This window comes from Bacteroidota bacterium (assembly GCA_030017895.1).
Taxonomy (GTDB): domain Bacteria; phylum Bacteroidota; class Ignavibacteria; order UBA10030; family BY39; genus JASEGV01.
Genome location: JASEGV010000061.1, coordinates 1 through 19,191, shown reverse-complemented (window position 1 = coordinate 19,191; position 19,191 = coordinate 1). Strand labels below are relative to the sequence as shown.

General features: G+C 39.5%; 19 protein-coding genes and 1 pseudogene. 14 read left to right on the top strand and 6 right to left on the bottom strand.

Annotated elements, in window-relative coordinates; translation table 11 throughout:
- From QME58_11185 to QME58_11160, 6 genes are all read left to right on the top strand, one after another.
- A partial coding sequence (locus tag QME58_11185) for a hypothetical protein (GenBank protein ID MDI6804390.1) occupies positions 1-511 on the top strand: 511 nt, incomplete at its 5' end.
- Positions 512-914: 403 nt separating this feature from the next.
- Positions 915-3,137, top strand: a complete 2,223-nt coding sequence (gene recG, locus QME58_11180; GenBank protein MDI6804389.1) for an ATP-dependent DNA helicase RecG — start codon at positions 915-917, stop codon at positions 3,135-3,137.
- Between the two features lie 204 nt (positions 3,138-3,341).
- Complete coding sequence (locus QME58_11175) at positions 3,342-4,454, top strand: ATP-grasp domain-containing protein (GenBank protein MDI6804388.1); 1,113 nt, start codon at positions 3,342-3,344, stop codon at positions 4,452-4,454.
- Positions 4,455-4,460: 6 nt separating this feature from the next.
- On the top strand, positions 4,461-5,543 hold the full coding sequence (locus tag QME58_11170) for an ATP-grasp domain-containing protein (GenBank protein ID MDI6804387.1): 1,083 nt from the start codon (positions 4,461-4,463) through the stop codon (positions 5,541-5,543).
- Positions 5,534-6,010, top strand: coding sequence for a GNAT family N-acetyltransferase (locus QME58_11165; GenBank protein ID MDI6804386.1), 477 nt, complete (start codon positions 5,534-5,536; stop codon positions 6,008-6,010). The genes QME58_11170 and QME58_11165 overlap by 10 nt, the downstream gene beginning before the upstream one ends.
- A gap of 40 nt (positions 6,011-6,050) precedes the next feature.
- Positions 6,051-7,181 carry a KamA family radical SAM protein gene (locus QME58_11160; GenBank protein ID MDI6804385.1) on the top strand — a complete coding sequence of 377 codons (1,131 nt, stop codon included), beginning with the start codon at positions 6,051-6,053 and terminating at the stop codon, positions 7,179-7,181.
- A gap of 103 nt (positions 7,182-7,284) precedes the next feature.
- Here QME58_11160 and QME58_11155 read toward each other — a convergent pair whose 3' ends face one another.
- A complete protein-coding gene (locus QME58_11155) occupies positions 7,285-7,485 on the bottom strand; it encodes a hypothetical protein (protein MDI6804384.1) in 201 nt (66 codons plus the stop codon).
- A gap of 105 nt (positions 7,486-7,590) precedes the next feature.
- On the opposite strand from QME58_11155, the gene dnaG reads away from it, so the two are divergent.
- From dnaG to QME58_11120, 7 genes are all read left to right on the top strand, one after another.
- Positions 7,591-9,552, top strand: a complete 1,962-nt coding sequence (dnaG, locus tag QME58_11150) for a DNA primase (GenBank protein ID MDI6804383.1) — start codon at positions 7,591-7,593, stop codon at positions 9,550-9,552.
- A 73-nt stretch (positions 9,553-9,625) separates the two neighbouring features.
- Complete coding sequence (locus tag QME58_11145) at positions 9,626-10,678, top strand: glycosyltransferase family 9 protein (GenBank protein ID MDI6804382.1); 1,053 nt, start codon at positions 9,626-9,628, stop codon at positions 10,676-10,678.
- Between the two features lies 1 nt (position 10,679).
- On the top strand, positions 10,680-11,507 hold the full coding sequence (locus QME58_11140) for a DUF3108 domain-containing protein (GenBank protein ID MDI6804381.1): 828 nt from the start codon (positions 10,680-10,682) through the stop codon (positions 11,505-11,507).
- Positions 11,507-12,463, top strand: coding sequence for a hypothetical protein (locus tag QME58_11135; GenBank protein MDI6804380.1), 957 nt, complete (start codon positions 11,507-11,509; stop codon positions 12,461-12,463). The genes QME58_11140 and QME58_11135 overlap by 1 nt, the downstream gene beginning before the upstream one ends.
- Positions 12,460-13,344, top strand: coding sequence for a CPBP family intramembrane metalloprotease (locus tag QME58_11130; GenBank protein MDI6804379.1), 885 nt, complete (start codon positions 12,460-12,462; stop codon positions 13,342-13,344). Before QME58_11135 ends, QME58_11130 begins: the two co-directional genes overlap by 4 nt.
- 1 nt (position 13,345) lies before the next feature.
- On the top strand, positions 13,346-13,906 hold the full coding sequence (locus tag QME58_11125; GenBank protein MDI6804378.1) for a zinc ribbon domain-containing protein: 561 nt from the start codon (positions 13,346-13,348) through the stop codon (positions 13,904-13,906).
- 9 nt (positions 13,907-13,915) lie between these two features.
- The gene (locus QME58_11120; protein MDI6804377.1) at positions 13,916-14,860 is read left to right on the top strand and encodes a phosphatidate cytidylyltransferase; all 945 of its coding nucleotides are present in this window, start codon (positions 13,916-13,918) and stop codon (positions 14,858-14,860) included.
- Positions 14,861-14,872: 12 nt separating this feature from the next.
- Here QME58_11120 and QME58_11115 read toward each other — a convergent pair whose 3' ends face one another.
- The 4 genes from QME58_11115 to QME58_11100 form a co-directional block, all read right to left on the bottom strand.
- The gene (locus tag QME58_11115) at positions 14,873-15,151 is read right to left on the bottom strand and encodes a hypothetical protein (GenBank protein MDI6804376.1); all 279 of its coding nucleotides are present in this window, start codon (positions 15,149-15,151) and stop codon (positions 14,873-14,875) included.
- A complete protein-coding gene (locus QME58_11110; protein ID MDI6804375.1) occupies positions 15,144-15,371 on the bottom strand; it encodes a UPF0175 family protein in 228 nt (75 codons plus the stop codon). The genes QME58_11115 and QME58_11110 overlap by 8 nt, the downstream gene beginning before the upstream one ends.
- 251 nt (positions 15,372-15,622) lie before the next feature.
- A complete protein-coding gene (locus QME58_11105; protein ID MDI6804374.1) occupies positions 15,623-17,287 on the bottom strand; it encodes an SAM-dependent methyltransferase in 1,665 nt (554 codons plus the stop codon).
- Between the two features lie 208 nt (positions 17,288-17,495).
- Positions 17,496-18,164, bottom strand: coding sequence for a restriction endonuclease (locus QME58_11100; protein ID MDI6804373.1), 669 nt, complete (start codon positions 18,162-18,164; stop codon positions 17,496-17,498).
- A gap of 546 nt (positions 18,165-18,710) precedes the next feature.
- Between QME58_11100 and QME58_11095 the strand changes: the two are divergent.
- A pseudogene (locus tag QME58_11095) lies at positions 18,711-18,887 on the top strand (phosphatidate cytidylyltransferase).
- 5 nt (positions 18,888-18,892) lie between these two features.
- Here QME58_11095 and QME58_11090 read toward each other — a convergent pair.
- A partial coding sequence (locus QME58_11090; GenBank protein ID MDI6804372.1) for a hypothetical protein occupies positions 18,893-19,191 on the bottom strand: 299 nt, incomplete at its 5' end.

Sequence of the window (19,191 nt, the reverse complement as noted above, 5' to 3'; positions counted from 1 at the left end):
TAAATATACAAAAAAAGTATTCAATAAGTCAATTTTTGGAACCGCCCTTAATAAAAAATATTTTGACGACGATACCCCTGCTCTGAATGAGAAAACTATCGTCAATAGTCTCGGTTGGAAAGGCGCACGACCACTGAAACGAAATGATGCCATCACTTACTCAATCGGGCATATTGAACCAGAAAAATTTACGTTAGTAAAATATCAGATGGTCGGAGAAACACTTTTTGAATCAAAAGCAGTCTTAAGGCTAATCGGCGCCGATAGTTCTGTTGTTGAAATCAAGGCTGAAAAAAGCATGATTGATTTGCTCAGTACTATTCTTGAAGATTATAAGCAAAAATCGCTCAAAGAAATTCTTGACAACGTGGAATTGCCACTCGACCCAAAACTCTTAACTGAAAAGAAAACAGAAATTTCAGAACAAATCAAAGCTACCATAAATAAAATCAATCATATACAGGCATCAATAGAGAAACTTATTATGAAGCTTTACAGTATCGAGTTGTGAAATCTTTCAAAACAATACTTGGTGATTTGCAGAAAGTCGAGAAAGAGCAATTTGTTTCATTTGTAGTACAAAAGATTTTTTTGATTTACCACAGTCTCCAGTAAAACCTTAATAAGGTTTCAAACCTTCGCAAGGTTGCCTTTAAATTACCTAACCCGGAAAATATCCAACCTTCGTTACTATTTCTATAAGTGCGGAAGACAGGAGAGAATCAATCATGAAGGAACAAGAACCAATATATGAAACGCAACCGCATATATTTATTGAGCATATTCAAGATATGGTAATCCGCCGGCTGAAAATCATCGGTGAAGAAGATAAATGGATAAATGATTAAATAGTTCAATGAATTATCGGCTTTTTTTATTCCGTTAGTTAACGAATTTTTATTATATTACTTCCCGTGAAGAGTGTAATTAAATACGATCTGAATACTCCTGTTCAGTTTATCAAAGGTATCGGTCCCAAACGTGCCGAAGCTTTTGCGAATCGTGGAATCAATACCGTGCACGAGTTGCTCTACTATTTTCCATTCGATTATTTCGACCTGACGCAGGTTTCTGAAATCAGCTCACTCCACCGCATTACCGATACCACTAAACGAATATCAGTGGTTGGCAGCATCCGTGCTATCGATATAGCAGGCAGACCTCCAAAGCGGAAATGTGTAATAGCATTAGGCGATGCTACGGGCACAATTTCACTCGTTTTCTTTCAAAATGCAAACTATTTTAAATCGGCTTTTCAAGTTGGCGAAATGTTAGCTGTTTCCGGGAAGCTTAATTTTTTCCAAAACCGTCCGCAATTTGTACATCCGCGCATCGATCGACTGGAAATGGGTGACGAAGATAAACTGAAAGGTTTTTTACACACGAAGGGTATAATACCAAAATATTCTTCGGGGGAAGATTTTAGAAACCTTCGAATTACCGATACAGTGCTTCGTAAAATTATGAAAGAGGTTGTCGATAATTTTGCAGAACAAGCGGAAGAATTTTTCCCCGAAAGCTTTTTGAGTCGTTTAAACCTGCTTCCGCTTTCTGTCGCTTTGCGGAATATTCACTTTCCCGAAACAGTCGAATATAAAAATGCTTCCCGTTATCGCTTGAAATTTGATGAATGGTTTTGCTTCCAGCTTTTACTTGCCTACCGGAAAATGAAAACCAAAGTTCAAACTCCCGGAATTTCGTTTAATGTGAAAAGTAATTTAGCCCGTAAGTTAGTCGATTCGCTCCAGTTTAAACTCACGAAAGCCCAAATAAAAGTAGTAAAAGAAATTGCCAACGATATGAGTCAGCCGAAGCAGATGAACCGCTTGCTTCAAGGCGATGTTGGCAGCGGCAAAACGGTTGTGGCTTTGATTGCGATGCTGATAGCAATAGATAACGGATATCAGGTTGCATTTATGGCGCCTACCGAAATTTTAGCCGAACAGCACTATAAAACAATCGCCCAGTTTTTAAGAGGGGTGAATGTAAACACTCATTTGTTAATCGGCGGGCAGCGGAAAAAGTTAAGAGATGATATTTTAGGAGACGTCAGATACGGAAGAGCTAACATAATTGTAGGAACTCACGCTTTGATACAGGAAAGTGTTGAGTTTGCTAACTTAGGTTTTGTTGTTATCGACGAGCAGCACCGCTTTGGTGTTGACCAAAGAGCGGAGCTTGTGCGGAAAGGGAAGGAGAGCGTTAATGTTCATCCTGATGTTTTGGTAATGACAGCCACGCCGATACCGAGAACACTCTCGCTGACAGTTTACGGCGATTTGGATGTTTCAATTATCGATGAGATGCCGAAGAACAGGAAACAGATAAAGACACTGATGTTAGCTGAACCGGAAAGCGAACGGTTATACACGATGATTCGAGCGACAGTCCGGAAGGGACAACAAGTATATATAATTTATCCGTTGATTGAAGAATCGGAGAAGGTTGACTTGAAGGCAGCGGTGGAGAGTTATGAAATGTTCCGCGATACGATATTCGCCGACCTGAAGGTGGGATTGATACACGGCAGGATATCGTCAGAGGAAAAAGATCAGGTCATGGAAGCTTTCAAAGCAAAGCAACTTCACATTCTCGTCTCAACAACAGTAATTGAAGTCGGTATCGATATACCGAACGCAACAATGATGGTGATCGAACATTCGGAAAGGTTCGGACTTTCTCAATTGCATCAGTTACGCGGCAGAGTCGGGCGAGGCGCTGAACAATCGCATTGTGTTTTAGTCGTTCCCGATTGGTTAGCTCGAATTATAAAACGGCGAACAGAAAATATCGAAATATTCGATTCCCATAACTCTAATAATATCAATGAATTAGAGAGACAAAAAATTTTAACCCGCATCCAAACAATGCTTGTAACTAATGATGGATTTAAAATTTCAGAAGTAGATTTGAAGCTTCGAGGTCCGGGCGATTTCTTCGGCACACGACAAAGCGGTTTGCCTGAACTTCATATCGCTAACGTCCTCGACGACGGACCCATCATAACATTAGCTCGACAAGAAGCTTTTCAACTCGTTGCAGACGACCCACACCTTCGTAATCAAGAACATCAATCACTCCGAAAATATTTTTTCGAAAAGTTAAAAACATCTCTCACCTATATCGATGTCGGTTGACCGAGAAAAAAATCTCACACACTCCTTTATAAAAAAAAAATAATTTTTTTCTTCAAAATGCATTTTTTACTTGACTTCTACACAAAAAAGTTTATATTTACACCGTGAGTATTGATTGCAAAAATAAAATCAACAAAAAAAAAGCAGTCGATACGAAGTAAATAAAAAATATGTCTAACAATAAATGAGGAACGAACGAGTTCGTTGATAAATCTTCCGTTGAATGTTGCGCTCGTATATAATCAAAAGAAGGAAGACCTTGAAGAAGAAAAGAACAGCGAGCCTCCCGGACAAACAGATAATTTAAGTTCGGGAAAATTTAGTGATACACCGGTGAATACATCCGCAGATATCTATGCAGAGTGGGACACGTTTGAAACTATAGATGCAGTGCGTCAAGCTCTTGCAGAAATACACAACGTAACTATGATAGAAGCGGACGAGTATGCTTACCATAAACTTCAGCAATTAAAACCGGATATTGTTTTTAATATCGCCGAAGGATTAAGCGGTGTTTCGCGTGAAGCACAGATACCTGCCATATTAGAACTTCTCCAAATTCCTTACACCGGTTCCGACCCCTTAACTCTCGGTTTGTGCCTCGATAAAGCAAGGACTAAAGAAATTCTCACATATAATGGTATTCCTACACCTTCTTTTGTTTTAATCTCCCAACTTTCTGAATTAGCCGGCGCTTCTGTCCGTTTCCCAAGTATCGTAAAGCCACAACACGAGGGTTCGAGCAAGGGTATTTACAATGCGTCTATTGTCCGGAACTGGGACGAGTTAGTTGCACAGGTAAAATTTGTGTTAGAAACTTACAACCAATCGGCTTTGGTAGAACAATTTATCGAAGGGCGTGAATTCACAGTGGCGCTTCTCGGTAACGGACGTGATGTTCGTGTTCTTCCGATAGTCGAAATCAAATTCGATTCGCTCCCACAAAATGTAAATCCAATTTATTCTTACGAAGCAAAATGGATTTGGGATAACTCAGAATCGCCGTTAGATATATTCGAGTGTCCTGCAAGTATTTCACCTGCTCTTCAAACTGAAATCGAAGATGTTTGTTTGAAAACTTATAAAGTTATGCGATGCCGCGATTGGTGCCGCATAGATGTGCGTTTAGACGCCGATGGCAAACCTAACATTCTTGAACTGAACCCATTGCCCGGTATATTACCGAAGCCGGAAGATAATTCCTGTTTCCCCAAAGCAGCCCGTTCGGCTGGTTTGAATTACAACCAACTGATGCAACAAGTTTTGCATAATGCTGCCGAGAGGTATGGACTGATGAATAATAAAACAGATAATTAGATTTGAATGAATAAAAAGATACATATTGCTTTAATTTATAACGAACCGACGGTTACAACACCCACAGGCAGGAAATTTATTTCCGAAACGGGAGTTTTATATGAAGGGGGAGAAGTTTCGCAAACCGATGCTGATATAATGGTTGATATGTCGGAAGCCGCTGTGCTTGACGAAATGAACGATATTAAACGAGCATTGGAGGTAATGGGTTACCGAGCCACTTTGTTTAATGTGAACAGCGATATTTACAGATTGATCGATTTCCTCAAAAAGGAAAAGCCGGATGTGATATTTAACATTTGTGAAAGTATCGGGACTGAGTCGATACACGAAATGCACGTTGCTGGTATTTTTGAATTGTTGGGAATCCCTTACACCGGTGCCACTGCGTTTACACTTGGCTTGGCACAGAACAAAATGCGAGTGAAGGAAATTTTAAGTTATCATAATCTGCCGACTCCGAAGTTTCGAGTGATAAAAAATCCGGACGACCTGATATCCGAAGATGGATTGTCGTTTCCGATTATAGTAAAACCATCGCGTGAAGATGCGAGTGTCGGAATTAGCAACGATTCGGTTGTCTATAATTTAGAAGATTTAAAGAAGCGCGTTAGCTTTGTAATCGAAAAATTCATCCAACCGGCATTGCTAGAAGAATATATTGAAGGACGTGAGATCAATGTTGCTGTTATTGGAAACTCCAACCCGACTGCTCTGCCTGTTTCCGAAGTGGATATGTCCACACTGCCCGATAATTATCATAAAATTATTACATACAACGCAAAGTGGATGAAAGGGACTGACGAATTCGAATGCACAAAAGGCATTTGCCCGGCACCGTTGCCTGAAACTGTTGCTAAAAATTTACAGTCGATGGCTTTGAAGGCATACAGTATTATTGGCTGCCGCGATTACGCAAGAGTTGATTTTCGTTTGACCAAAGAATACAAACCATATATATTGGAAGTAAATCCAAATCCGGATATCGCAGCCGATGCAGGTTTTGCCCGCGCGGCAAGAACATCCGGAATGACTTTCGAAGAGATGACAAATAAAATAGTTGAACTGGCGCTTGAAAGATGTCCATAACTATCAGAAAATTTGAACAAGGCGATAAAGAACCCGTACGCAATTTACTGGTTCATACTGAATCGTTTACAGAAGCTGAAGTCGATGTAGCAATCGAACTTGTTGATCTGTTCCTGAATAATCCTAATCAAAAAGATTACGATTTATACACAGCAGCCGAAGGGAACAAAGTTTTAGGTTACATCTGCATCGGACCTACACCGTTAACCGAAGGAACTTACGATTTATATTGGATCGCAGTTTCACCGGTTGCACAAGGTAAAGGTGTTGGAAAACAGTTGATCAAATATGCAGAAGAAACGGTGAAAAAAAATAACGGACGACTTTTGGTAGCAGAAACATCATCGCAACCGAAGTATCAAAAGACCTGCGATTTTTATGTAAGCGCCGGGTATGAAATTTTATCAAGAATAAAAGAATATTATAAAGTCGGCGACGACCTTTTAGTTTATGGAAAATATCTATAGAAATATGTATAACAAATTCATTGGAGGAATTTAGGTTTGTATGGAACTTTGGCAAGAAATGCTACGAAAGAGTGTCGATAGCTCAAAAGATTTAATTGAACGTTTCGGCTTCGATAACGAATTAGCAGAACGGCTTAACAAACTCTTTCACATCCGCATAAACCCTTACTATTTAAGTTTAATCAGGTATCCGGGCGACCCGATCTGGATTCAGTGCATACCTTCGGAAAAGGAGTTGGAAAACGATGGATTTCCCGAAGATCCATTGGCTGAAGATTCGCACAGTCCTGTTCCAAGCATTGTTCACCGCTATCCCGATAGGGTGTTGTTTCTTACAACAAGTCAATGCTCGATGTATTGCCGCTTCTGCACACGGAAGCGTAAAGTAGGCGATTCATCAAAGATAAATATGAAATTTATACAAGATGGAATTAACTACATTGCGGCGCACCCTGAAATCCGCGATGTAATTCTTTCGGGCGGCGATCCCCTTATGCTGACCGATTTTATGTTAGAAAAAATTCTTAAAGGATTGAGGGATATACCTCACATCGAAATAATCCGCCTCGGTACTAAAATGCCCTGTGTGTTACCTCAACGGATTACTCCGAAGTTAACAAAGATGCTGCGCAAGTATCATCCCATTTATATCAATACACATTTCAACCATCCTTGGGAAATTACTCCCGAAGCAAAAAAAGCATGCGAGATGTTAGCCGATGCCGGCATTCCGCTCGGCAATCAGGCAGTGCTGATGAAAGGTGTCAACGACGATTCCGACGTAATGTTGGAGTTGATGCGAAAACTTTTAACTATGCGTGTTAAACCATACTATCTGTATCAAGCCGATATAACAAAGGGTGCAAATCATTTCCGCACTCCCGTAAGTAAGGGTTTGGAGATTATGGATAAACTACGCGGACATACATCGGGACTTGCAATACCATATTATGTTATTGATGCGCCCGGTGGCGGTGGAAAAATTCCGCTGTTGCCGCAGTATGTAATTGGCAGAGCCGGCAATCAGGTGATTTTACGAAATTACAAGTACGATATTTTCACTTACCCGGACGTTGAAGAAGAACCCGAACCGACTACACAGGTTGAGCAGCCATATCTGAAGAAAAAGAAAAACGTGAAGAAGTTACAACCCGAACCTGTGGAAGTATAATAGATGCTTAAATAAAAACCCCGACCAAGAAATGGTTGGGGTTTTTTTGTTAATCAGCTGATTATTTTCTGGTGGAATGGCGGATGAGCAGATTTATCATTTCTTAATAGGTTTCAAAAGTTTCTCCCCCTCTCATCGGGTAATTTTCTAGGGCAGTGGAAAAATCATCCATGAAATCAGTATATCGTTTAAAAATATCTTCTAACAATTTTTCATCTTCGCTCTCCCAATTTTGTCCTTCATCAAAAACTGTGAAATTATTCAAACTATTAAAACTGCCAGTGTAATGAATAGTCAAGCCCATAACATTATTAATATATCAAAAAACTTAATCACTTTTCAACTGTCTCCTTTGCTTCCAACTCTCAAAATCCGTAAATTCACATCAGAAAAATTGAGTTAATACTAATTGCGACTATCACAGGAAAAAATAGAAGAAATCAGGAATGCAATCGACATTGTTGAGTTCATCGGTTCATTTGTAAAGCTGAAGAAGCGTGGGAAAAACTATATTGGTTTGTGCCCGTTTCATAACGAGAAAACACCTTCGTTTAACGTTTCGCCCGACAAACAGATGTATCATTGTTTCGGATGCAGTGTCGGCGGTAATGCGTTCACCTTTTTGATGGAGATGGAAAAAATTTCCTTCATCGAAGCGGCACGATCGCTCGCTGAGATGGCAGGCATTCAACTTCCTGCATACTCGCCGGAAACGGAAGACGCTGCACGTGAACAGGAAGATTTGTATGCAATATGCAGGATGGGGGCACTTTTTTTCTACAATAATCTCATCAGTACAACTGAAGGCAAGTTTGCACTCGATTATTTACGTAAACGAGGATTAACAGAAGAAACAATTAAAATGTTTGGGCTTGGTTACTCGCCAAATTCATGGGACGGATTAATCCAGCACGCTGAGTCGCAAAAAATTCAGCTTGAGTATTTAGAAAAAGTAGGACTTGTAAGAAAGCGTGAAGATGGCAGTTATTATGACTACTTCAGAGGGCGCGCTATGTTTCCTGTATTTTCCACAACGGGAAGAGTTATCGGCTTTGGTGCCAGAAAAATTTATGACGACGACCAGTTAGCTAAATATATCAACTCACCCGAAACGCCTATCTACAACAAAAGCCGCGTGCTTTACGGAATTCATCAGGCAAAAGAGGCGATGCGTGAAAAAGATTTTGTAATTTTAGTAGAAGGTTATACCGACCATCTTAAAACATTTCAAGCCGGTTTTAAGAATGTTGTTGCTTCGAGTGGCACCGCTTTGACCGTCGAACAAATCCAGCTGATCGCCAGATACACAAAGAACATAACCATTGTTTACGATGCCGATTCGGCAGGATCGAAAGCTACTATGCGTGGAGTGGATTTGGTTCTTGAAAATGACCTTGATGTTAGAGTCGCAAAGTTACCAACCCCCGAAGACCCCGATTCGTATATAGAAAAATTTGGGAGAGAAAAATTTCAGAATCTGATTCAGAACTCAATATCTTTTATCGATTTTATGGCTCAGGCGTTTGAGACAGAGGGATACTTTAAAACTCCCGAAGGGCAGACGAAAGCAGTGCGAAAAATTATTCAAACAATTGCAAAGATTAAAGACTCGATAAAAAGAAATTTTTACATTCAAGATGTGGCTGAAAAATATGGTTTGTACGAATCGGTCCTTCAAAAGGAGTTGGAAAAATATATCAAAGACGACCTCCGCCGTAGCGAAACATTTACTAATATACAAGATGAAATTTCTTCACCACCGACTGAATTAGATATGGCAAACCTTTCAGAGGATTCCGGTTTTAATGGCAATCGGAATACAGAAGACGTTGATGAGGTTCCGAAATCTGAGCGCGATTTATTGCACGCCATACTCAATGGTGGGAATGATATTGCCGGTTTTGTTTTTCAATATCTGACTCCGGAACAATTTACAAATAAACATTCTTCGATGTTGGCAAACATTTTAAAAATATTGCACGAAACTAACGAGCAGATAGATGCACCATCAGTTTTCAATTATGTTTCCGGAGACACCCAAATTTCAGCAGAAGATTTAGAAAAACTAAAACATTTTATAACAGAACTGATCTTTAGTAAATATCAATTGAGCAGCCGTTGGGAAGAGGATGGGGTAGAAGTAGCTAAGGGGGATGCCCGACAGATTGCACGCGATGCAATACGAGCTATTTATAAAAATGAAATCCAGAAGCAACTTACCTACAACCAATTTCTTATGAAAGAAGCAGCTAAAAGGGGAGAAGATTTGACCCAATATTTAAATAAACATAACGAGCTTGTACAAGAGAAAAAATTTATTAAAGAAAATAAAATTATTGATCCACCTTTGCATTCCGCTTCGGATGATTAGAAGGAACGAATTTATCCCGATGCTTTGCAATTTCCTTCCGTTTTAAATATATTAAAAATAAAACAACAACTTAATGAGCGAACCCCTGCGCATTTTAGTAGTCAGAACCGACAGGATTGGAGATGTCGTCCTAACGCTTCCTATGGTCGATATACTCAAACTAAATCATCCTGATGCTTATATAGCTATGATGGTCAGGAGATATACATCGGAGCTTGTTCAAAATTCTACAAGTGTCGATGAAACGATTTTATACGACGACACTAATGGACTTGTACCTTTTTGTAAAATGTTGAAAATTCTTCGCCGTCATAAGTTTGATGTAGCTTTTATAGCATTCCCCCGGTTCAGAATAGCGCTCCTCCTTTTTTTGGCTGGAGTTAAATTCCGTGTTGGTTCAGGTTATAGATTGTATTCGCTTCTTTTCAACAAACGGATATTCGAGCACAGGAAAGATGCAAAGAAACACGAACTCGAATATAACTTGAGTTTGTTAGATGCGGTTGGAATCTCTTTAAAAAAAGTAGAACAGCCCTGGATTATGGTTGGTGAAGAATTAGCCCGGAATGTTAAACAGAGGTTAGAAAATATTGGAATAAATTCTTCAGATAAAATTGTGATAATACATCCCGGCAGCGGAGGTTCATCTCGCGATTGGGGCATCGAAAAATTTGCAGAGCTTGGCAAAAAAATATCGGTGCTTCAAGATGTAAAAATAGTAATCACCGGCGGGTTGAACGAACATCAACTTGTTGAAAATTTGAAGCGGGCAATCGGGGGGAATGTTGTGGGAAAAGCGGGGGAATTTTCGCTTTTGGAATTTGCAGCATTAGCAAAATTAGCTGAGTTATTTATCAGTAATTCAACCGGAACAATTCATATTGCAGCGGCTGTCGGAACGAATGTTATCGGCTTCTATCCGCAAATCACGGCATTAAGTCCGCAGCGTTGGGGTCCATACACTGAGAAGAAAAAAGTATTTACTCCATCCGGCAAACCGGCTGACTGTAACAAATGTAAAAATGGAAAAATAAGATGTGAGTGTATGGATACTATTTCGGCAGATGAAGTTTTTGAAGCTGCGAAAAATTTTCTTAATCAACAGAATAAAAGAATTGGAAAATAACATGAAAAAGTTATACAAAATCGTTATCGTGCTGCTGTTTGTTATTATATTCGCTGAAAATGCTTATCTCCAAAACTTAACAAATGATACTATTAACCGCAGTCCTATAGTCGCTGAACTGCGAAAACATAAAAACGATGCTTTTTCAGTTGGCGAACATTTGGAATTTGATGTTAGATATGGGTTTATAGTTGCGGGCAAAGCAGTTTTGGAAATTCCGAAATACGAGGATTACAGAGGTCGTAAAAGCTTTTACATAGAATCGCGTGTTAATTCGCTCCCGTTTTTTTCTACTTTTTATAAAGTTGAAGATAAATATGTATCCGTAATTGATGCTGAGGGAATCTTCCCATGGCGTTTCGAGCAGCATATCCGGGAAGGGGGGTATAAACGCGATTTCGAAGCTGAGTTCGATCATATTTTGAATATCGCTAAAACGAACGAGGGCACACATCCAATCGATCAGTATGCCCATGATATTCTTTCAGCTTTTTATTTTACACGAACGCTCGATTTTTCGAAAATGAAACCCGGTCAAAGAACAGAACTGAAAAATTTCTATAAAGATACTATATATACATTGGAAGTAAAATTTAAAGGGAGACAAAAAGTCGAAGTAAAAGCCGGAACTTTCAACACGATCATCATAGAACCGATAATTCAAGGAGGCGGATTATTCAAAGCCGAGGGAACATTGCTCATCTGGCTGACCGATGATGAGAAAAAAATTCCGGTGATGGTGAAATCGAGAGTAATTGTAGGTTCAATAACTGCCGAATTAACGAAGTATTCAGGTATTCCGGGCGGAATTAATGCAAAGGTGAAATAATGAGGAACTTTAAACAAATTGATATAACAAAAGTAAAAACCATTTCTATCAAATTGAGAAAAAGCAAAGTAACCCCCGAGGCTTTTGCAAAAGTTTATGAACCGGGTAAAAACAGCTTGCAAAGTTTTCTCGGTTCGTTTCCGAATATACTTGCAGCAAAAGATTTAAATTTGTTCGTTGATATTATTCTGCAAGCTCGCAAAAAAAATAAGCCGGTAATTGTTCTGATGGGGGCACACGTGATAAAAGTAGGATTGTCGCCGCTGATTATCGACCTGATAAAAAATAATATTATAACTGCAATCGGTATGAACAGCGCTGCTGCAATTCACGATGTAGAAACTGCTATGTTCGGTAATACATCGGAAGATGTTGCCGAGAATATTTTAGATGGATATTTTGGTATGGCTCGCGAAACAGGAGAATTGATAAATGTTACATTGCAACGAATAAGCACCACAAGCAACATCGGTTACGGGGAGGCAATCGGTCGAGAATTGATTAAACGAAAAGCTCCAAATTTAAAATACAGTATTTTAGCTTCAGGCATTAAGTTAAACGTTCCGGTAACTGTTCATGCGGCAATCGGTACGGATATTATTCATCAGCAACCAACTATGGACGGGGCGGCGACCGGCGAGATGTCGTTCCGTGATTTCAAAGTTTTATGTAATTCAGTAAAAGACCTTGTGGACGGCGGAGTTGTTATAAACATCGGTTCAGCAGTAATTATGCCCGAGGTATTTTTAAAAACTCTCACAGTAACTCGGAATCTCGGATATAAAACGGCTAAATTCTCTACTGCCAATTTCGATATGCTGCCCCAATACCGTCCGTATATGAATATTGTTACACGACCTACTCAAGCAGGCGGTAAGGGATTTAATTTTATTGGACACCACGAAATTATGATTCCGCTATTGTATGCAATGATTAATGAACGAAATAAAAAATGAATTTTTTAGAACGTCATAACATTTCGCCTGTGCTGTTCTCGTTTATTTCTCTCATAATTCTTTTCACTACTTATCAGATAATCGGGGGAGCGCTTGCCTATCTGTTCTTTCAAGGACAAATAAACGAGCAAACCGTGAACGGTATCCGATGGCTGACTGTTTTTAGTCAGATTATATTTTTGCTCGTTCCCACTATATTGCTTACGAAATTGGCATCGACAAATATACGTGATTATTTAAGATTCAAATCGACAAGTTTAATACAAATTATTCTTGCGATGTTCGGGATGTTTGCATTAGGGCAGATGCTTCAGGTTTATTTAACTGTTCAGGATATGATACCATTACCCGAAAGCATACAACCTTTTGTGGAATCGATAAAAAAATCTATCGAACAATTATATAAGCAAGTTGCAGGTGCTTCAAATATTCAGGAATTGTTTTTTGTGCTGTTTGTTATTGCAGTTGTTCCGGCTTTTGCAGAAGAGTTTCTTTTTAGAGGATTGGTACAAAGAAGTTTGGAGCGTGGACTGACTCCCCTAAAGGGCGTTATCTTCACGGGAATTATTTTCGGAGCTTTTCATCTCAATCCGTTTACATTCGTTCCGCTGGCAATCATCGGAATTTATTTAGGTTTCTTGGTCTTAAAATCGGGCAGCTTAATGGTCCCAATTGCGGCTCATTTTTTTAATAATGCCATTGCGGTTTTTGCTATTTATCTAAAATACGACGAGGATGCTTTAATCACAGGAAAACCATCCGCAATGTCCCCCGAAATTTTATTATTATCGTTCGTGTTTTTTTTATTGGTTTTTTTCATCATAATGTATTATTTTATTCGTGCATCTAACTTACTAACAAAAATTAAAAGCGAGGTATAAAATGCCATACTGTCCCAAATGCAGCTATGAATATGTAGAAGGCAGCACAATATGTCCGGATTGTAATTACACTCTATTAGCCGGCGAACCGTATGCGTGCTTCAACTGCGATGAATTATTAATTGAAAAACATATTTTTTGCCCTCATTGCGGTTATCTGCAATCCGAATTTCTGGCTGACGAAGATGAAATAATGTGTGAAACTCACACTGAAGGTCAAGCATTAGGTTGCTGTGTAGTCTGTGGAAAAGCGGTTTGCACTGATTGCTCAGTTGAACATCAAAACAGGATTTTTTGCAGTCAAGACGAACATGTTAAAATATCGGAAGACTGGGCTGTAGTTTTTACGACCAACATCGAATACGAAGCTGAAATGGTAAGGGCGAACCTGGAAGGTGCAAACATTCCTTGTATGGTATTTTCACAGCGCGACCACGCTTTAGGGCTTGTAATAGGTGATATGGCTGTTGTGAAGGTGATGGTTTATAAGAAAAATCTTGGTGAAGCTGAAGGATACCTAAAAAAAATTGACCTCTTCAGCGAAGATTCAGACGAGGAATAGGTTTATAAATTGAGTAACTTTACTGTCCGTATCCTGACAGCCGTTTTGACTATTCCAATAATTATACTTCTTACAATTTTTGGAAATATTTTTTTTCTATTGTTCGTTTTACTTATTTCTTTTTTAGCACAAAACGAATTTTATAAATTAGCTGCGGTCAAAGGTTCGAAACCGATAACCGGTCTTGGTTTATTTACCGGCAGTCTAATTATTTTATCCTTCTTCCATAAAAAGGTACAAATTTTTGTGGTTGAGTTTTTTGAACAGTATAACATATCCATACCATTCCCTTCTCAAGCACAGTTAATCTTGATTATTTCTGTGTTAGCAGTTATTACTATTTTATTGGTGGAGATGTTCCGCAACAGGGATAATGCTATTCAAAACATTTCAACAACAGTATTAGGAATTTTTTACGTTCCTCTTTTTTTTGGTACTTTGGTTGGCATGCGCGAGTTATTTATACCTTTCGATTTTCCGGTTTACCGATTTTTTCCTGTCGAAGTGAACTTGTCCGATAGTATAAAAGATCAGATTTATTTGTGGGGAGGATACACGGTTTTAACAATTTTTTCAACGATTTGGATTTGCGACACTGCGGCATATTTTGGCGGCAAACTTTTTGGGAAGCATAAACTTTTTGAACGCGTCAGTCCGAACAAAACTTGGGAAGGTGCGATAAGTGGATTTATTTTTGCAATTGCTTTTGTGGTAGCGGCAAAATATCTTGTTCTCGATTATTTGTCATCTGAGAATGCTGTTGTTATCGGTGTAATCGTGGGGGTTTTCGGACAGTTGGGCGATTTAGCAGAATCGAAACTGAAACGCGATGCAGGTGTTAAAGATTCATCAACGCTGATTCCCGGACACGGCGGAGTGCTCGACCGTTTCGATAGCGTGCTGTTCGTAGCACCGCTTGTTTTTCTTTATCTGGATTTTATTGTGTTCAGTTAATATATGCAGATGCTATTCACCAGCCTCATTCAGGGCTTGTAGCTCAATTTCCTTTGTCAATCGAAAATCTGATTTTCGTATTTTATTATCAACCTGAAGTTCTAGTATTTGTTGTTTGTACTTGTCTGTTGTTGATTTGATTTTTACCCGATCGGGTAATTGTTGTCCAAATTCGGTTGCAACCTCATTTGTTGTAATTACCTGACCGTAGGTTTTTTGAAGCAGGTCCAATTCTCCAATATTTGTCAACACAGTAAAACAGCTTGTATCAGAAATTATGTTGTCAGGCATTCTTAACGTCTCTTGATAAATCGGAAGCCGGATAATTAAATATTGAAACGTCGTATCTTACAAGCAATTCAGCAAAAGTTCGCTTAGTTAAACCCACAAGTTCAGCAGCTTGCCCGAGGGAGAGTTTACCTTTTTCGTAAAGCCGGGTGGCAACAAGCATTGCAACTTCTTTGTCGTCCAGATCAACTGTATCCGGTATATGTAAAGTGAGGGTTTTCATGCTTCAATAATAGTAAAATATTAACAACGATGCAATTCACCATGCGTGCATATTATAGTTTTTGGATAATTTGCGGATTTTATTGTGTTCACATAATTTACAACCCCTCACTTTTTCTCAAAAATAATTTACTTTAGTAGTGGTCACGATGTGATGACATTCCTATGGAATTCTTAGGATCACCATTTGCACCGTTAGCTGCGGTGCCGATTAGACAGTTTGGGAAACTATACCGTTGATAGAATGGATGGTTACCCGAAGAGAGAATACTGAGGTTTGGATTGAGAGACACTCTCGCAACTTGCCAAGAACTCAACCCACTTTTCCCGAGTTAGTAACTGCAAAATACTTTCTGGTAATTTATCCCCGAGTTTGCCACGTCTTACGGAGTCAAAACCAAGGTGTTCGGCGACCTTGAGAATGTCGATGCGCATCAGAATATCCTTGGTATAAGGTCGTTTAGCCTCTAAGAACGTCAAAGAGCGAAGCAGCTTTTGAACAGGTTCGCTGTTTAAAATAATCAAACCAAATGCAGCTTGTGTTTGATCGTCAAAGCCGAGAAAGTAGCACGTATCATCTAACATCGTTGGCTTGCCAGTGTATGGCTGTACGAGTGAGAAGTCAGGTTTCTTGTACAAACCTGAAATTGCAACCTTGTAAGGCTTAAACGAATACTCTCCAATGCCGAAGATGGCATACTCGGATTTTCCACTATAGATGCTTGACTTCCGTTCTGAAAGGAATTTAAGATTGGTAGAGAGGTACCGATTCAGGCGTGGAAACCTCTCGGCAATATATGTCGTGTCATCACCAACCTTCTTCTGAGTTATAATGACAAACTTGCGAGGTATTGATAATGGTGAATTCTGAACGTCTGAACTCTTGACTAAAGGAAATACAAGGTCATCTTCAATGTCAACAAAGTCATTGAAACCATTCCTATACTTACCTTCGACCAAGTCTAACTCTAATATTTTGGAACAATCGTGTTTGACGCCCTGTCGCCAGACAAACGGGCTGGATCCATCATAAGATTGAGTCTCTTGATATGCAGCGATGTTAGAGACAAACTTGTTTCCTACCCACCCAAATTCGCTTTCAACAGACTGTGGTGAAACGAGCGATGCTACTTTGCACGTTAACCGGTCTTGTCCCGCTTTGCGGGATCCAAAGTTGCATCGAAAGAGGGATGCATCAACGGATGCATTGAAGTGTAGCTTTGCATCAAACTTCAATGCAACAATATTGGATATTGGGTAAGTAGTGTTAGGCAGATCCTGAAGAACATTCTTGATGACGGAATTCTTTGCCAGCATTGCTAGACAACCGCTTCGATCTGAAAAAGCATTAAGCATCATCAATATAATATACTCACCGATGTCGAAGTTACCCTTTCCAGTAATTGCGTCTAATCCGTTATGTGACTTGAAATTGCCCTTGGTCGGAATATTAGTGGAATTAAGTGTACTTAACTCAGAGTTTGTTACCCAAGGTGGGTTACCTAAAACAAGTATCTCTTGTCCCAAAGGGATGCCCGCCTGCCATCTCCGCCTGCAAGCTGTGGGGCAGGTGTCGGGCAGGGATTCCCACTTGTTGTTGGTTTCAACAAGTTTACGGAAGTCGGATTTGAAAACGTCTTCATGGTAAAGATAAATTGATGGGTGGTTGAAATTTGGATTGTCGATAAAGAGTTCAAGAATTGAAAATTTCGTATACCAGCAATACGGTTCATAGATTTCTAATCCATAAACTTGACGAAGGGTAGGAAATGTTTTTAGTGCCGAGAGAATAAATGAGCCTTTGCCGAAAGTTGGTTCAATGAGAACCTCTGGTGATATTCCAGATGAAAGGAGGGAATCACAGACAGTCTTGCTTAGATTATGTGGCGTTTGGAAATCTCCGTATTCTCGCCTCATTGTCGTCTCAGCGACCTTTGGACGTGGTACGAGAAGTTCTAAGAAAAGTTGGAAGTCTTTTTCGGCCAAGAAAAAATCGTTAATGCCCGACAATTGAAGTATCTCTCTGTTTGCATCATCGAATCCTTGAATCCTTTTGAATCGAGACCTCAAGAAGTCGAGCGTTGTTTCTTTAATATGGTGAAGGGCGTTTTTCATTGAGAATATCTCAGACGTTGTCGATTATTCGCACTATACCATCAACATTTTGTGTGAGTTTGACGATGCGTCCGTATTGAAGCCGCCATTGGAGGGCGTTAGAGATGGTCAGATACCCTTGGTCAGGTTTGTTTTTAAGCACTTCCTCAGCCAATCCTGTCATCGTGATTTCGTCTGCAGGAAGGTTCCTGTCATTGAAGTAGGCAATAATGTCTTCGGCGTTGGCGTTGTTTTCAATCATCTGACGGATTGTTTTCGTCATCTGATAGTCAGCAGTTCGTTGCTTATGTATGAATGAGCAACTAATGAAATTTAATCGAGCCGCCTTCTTGGTGGGGTCATCTGTTTTTTCGTAAACAAAGAGGAGCAAGTTGTAGCCGAGACCATATATCTTTTGTCTTGGATTCCGGAACAGGCAGGAGGATTGCGGTTGTTCAATTGAAGTAACTTTGATATCCGTACTAATGTCGTCAGATGGTAAATCAATGCCGTTGGCTGAAGAGCCGATAGTAACGTCATAGGTTACCTCCAAGTGCTCAGTGAACTTGTGTTCGATGAAAGTCCCGACAGCCTTACCATCTGTCACTCCGAAAAGATCCTTGTTATTGAACTTTGATTCCTTTTCACAGAACGTCCTGGCTTCGGTAATCAAATTATCGATTGTTAGCTTTTTCTTCATCCATATTCCGATTGTTATTACACTAATATACGAATACGCTTCATCTATTGCACATGTGCAGTCTTACGCAGTGCCGTTTGCGACCTATAATTTTTCATTGCCCAAATGGGACAAACGGCATTAAACGATATTTATTTTCTTTTTCAAATGATGTGAGCGTCGTTGGTTGCCGTTTTATGTGCCGTTTACGCCGTACTGCCTAAACTATTCTTATGAGCAAGATGAAAATGGCTGAAGCTAGGTCTATGTTGATCGAAATTATCCAGTGATAAAACAGCGGTCCGACCTTCCCCGTCTCCTTGAGAGTGATCTCTTTGTATTGCGATGCGTACTTTAGAATGAGGAACCTCAGAAAAAGAAAGCTCACTTTGATATTCCTCTTGCATAAAGCATCATAAATGAGGATTGTTGTTGTGACATACCACATTAAGGCAAGAAGTCCGATGGCGATAAGAATATTGGTGTAACTCATAATGAAATCCTTTCAAAAATGTTGATATTGAAGGCAGTACACATTGTACATAACGACGTTGCGCGGTATGAAACGTTGGGGTTTTCGGACAGTTAGGCGATTTGGCAGAATCGAAATTGAAACGCAATGCAGGTGTTAAAGATTCATCAACGCTGATTCCCGGACACGGCGGAGTGCTCGACCTTTTCGATAGCGTGCTGTTCGTAGTGCCGCTTGTTTTTCTGTTTTTGGATTTTGTGGTGTTTACTTAGTTGATTTAATTTATTGGCACCCGTGTGTACTCTTTCTGGAAAACAATTCGGTAAGATCCCGGTACCTTAGGAACAAGTACCCACTTATTTTGATTTATTAACATTGAACAATTCCCATATTGAATAATTTTAATTTTGTAGATCATCTCTTTATTTTTATCATCTTGGAGTACATTTATTTCATAATCGGGAATTCGGCAACCACCAGCGTGGGCAGCAAAGCCTAAAAGCATAAATTGGTTAAACCCGGATTTGTCATTAGGAATAATCATTTGAAACAACAAAAGGCCAGCTAAAAAGATTT

What these genes read in the sequence shown, in the direction of transcription:
- QME58_11170 (MDI6804387.1), top strand. Translation starts at nt 4,461, where the DNA reads ATGAATAAAAAGATACATATTGCTTTAATTTATAACGAACCGACGGTT.
- QME58_11165 (MDI6804386.1), top strand. Translation starts at nt 5,534, where the DNA reads ATGTCCATAACTATCAGAAAATTTGAACAAGGCGATAAAGAACCCGTA.
- QME58_11160 (MDI6804385.1), top strand. Translation starts at nt 6,051, where the DNA reads ATGGAACTTTGGCAAGAAATGCTACGAAAGAGTGTCGATAGCTCAAAA.
- QME58_11155 (MDI6804384.1), bottom strand. Translation starts at nt 7,485, where the DNA reads ATGGGCTTGACTATTCATTACACTGGCAGTTTTAATAGTTTGAATAAT.
- QME58_11145 (MDI6804382.1), top strand. Translation starts at nt 9,626, where the DNA reads ATGAGCGAACCCCTGCGCATTTTAGTAGTCAGAACCGACAGGATTGGA.
- QME58_11140 (MDI6804381.1), top strand. Translation starts at nt 10,680, where the DNA reads ATGAAAAAGTTATACAAAATCGTTATCGTGCTGCTGTTTGTTATTATA.
- QME58_11135 (MDI6804380.1), top strand. Translation starts at nt 11,507, where the DNA reads ATGAGGAACTTTAAACAAATTGATATAACAAAAGTAAAAACCATTTCT.
- QME58_11130 (MDI6804379.1), top strand. Translation starts at nt 12,460, where the DNA reads ATGAATTTTTTAGAACGTCATAACATTTCGCCTGTGCTGTTCTCGTTT.
- QME58_11125 (MDI6804378.1), top strand. Translation starts at nt 13,346, where the DNA reads ATGCCATACTGTCCCAAATGCAGCTATGAATATGTAGAAGGCAGCACA.
- QME58_11115 (MDI6804376.1), bottom strand. Translation starts at nt 15,151, where the DNA reads ATGCCTGACAACATAATTTCTGATACAAGCTGTTTTACTGTGTTGACA.
- QME58_11110 (MDI6804375.1), bottom strand. Translation starts at nt 15,371, where the DNA reads ATGAAAACCCTCACTTTACATATACCGGATACAGTTGATCTGGACGAC.
- QME58_11105 (MDI6804374.1), bottom strand. Translation starts at nt 17,287, where the DNA reads ATGAGGCGAGAATACGGAGATTTCCAAACGCCACATAATCTAAGCAAG.
- QME58_11100 (MDI6804373.1), bottom strand. Translation starts at nt 18,164, where the DNA reads ATGAAGAAAAAGCTAACAATCGATAATTTGATTACCGAAGCCAGGACG.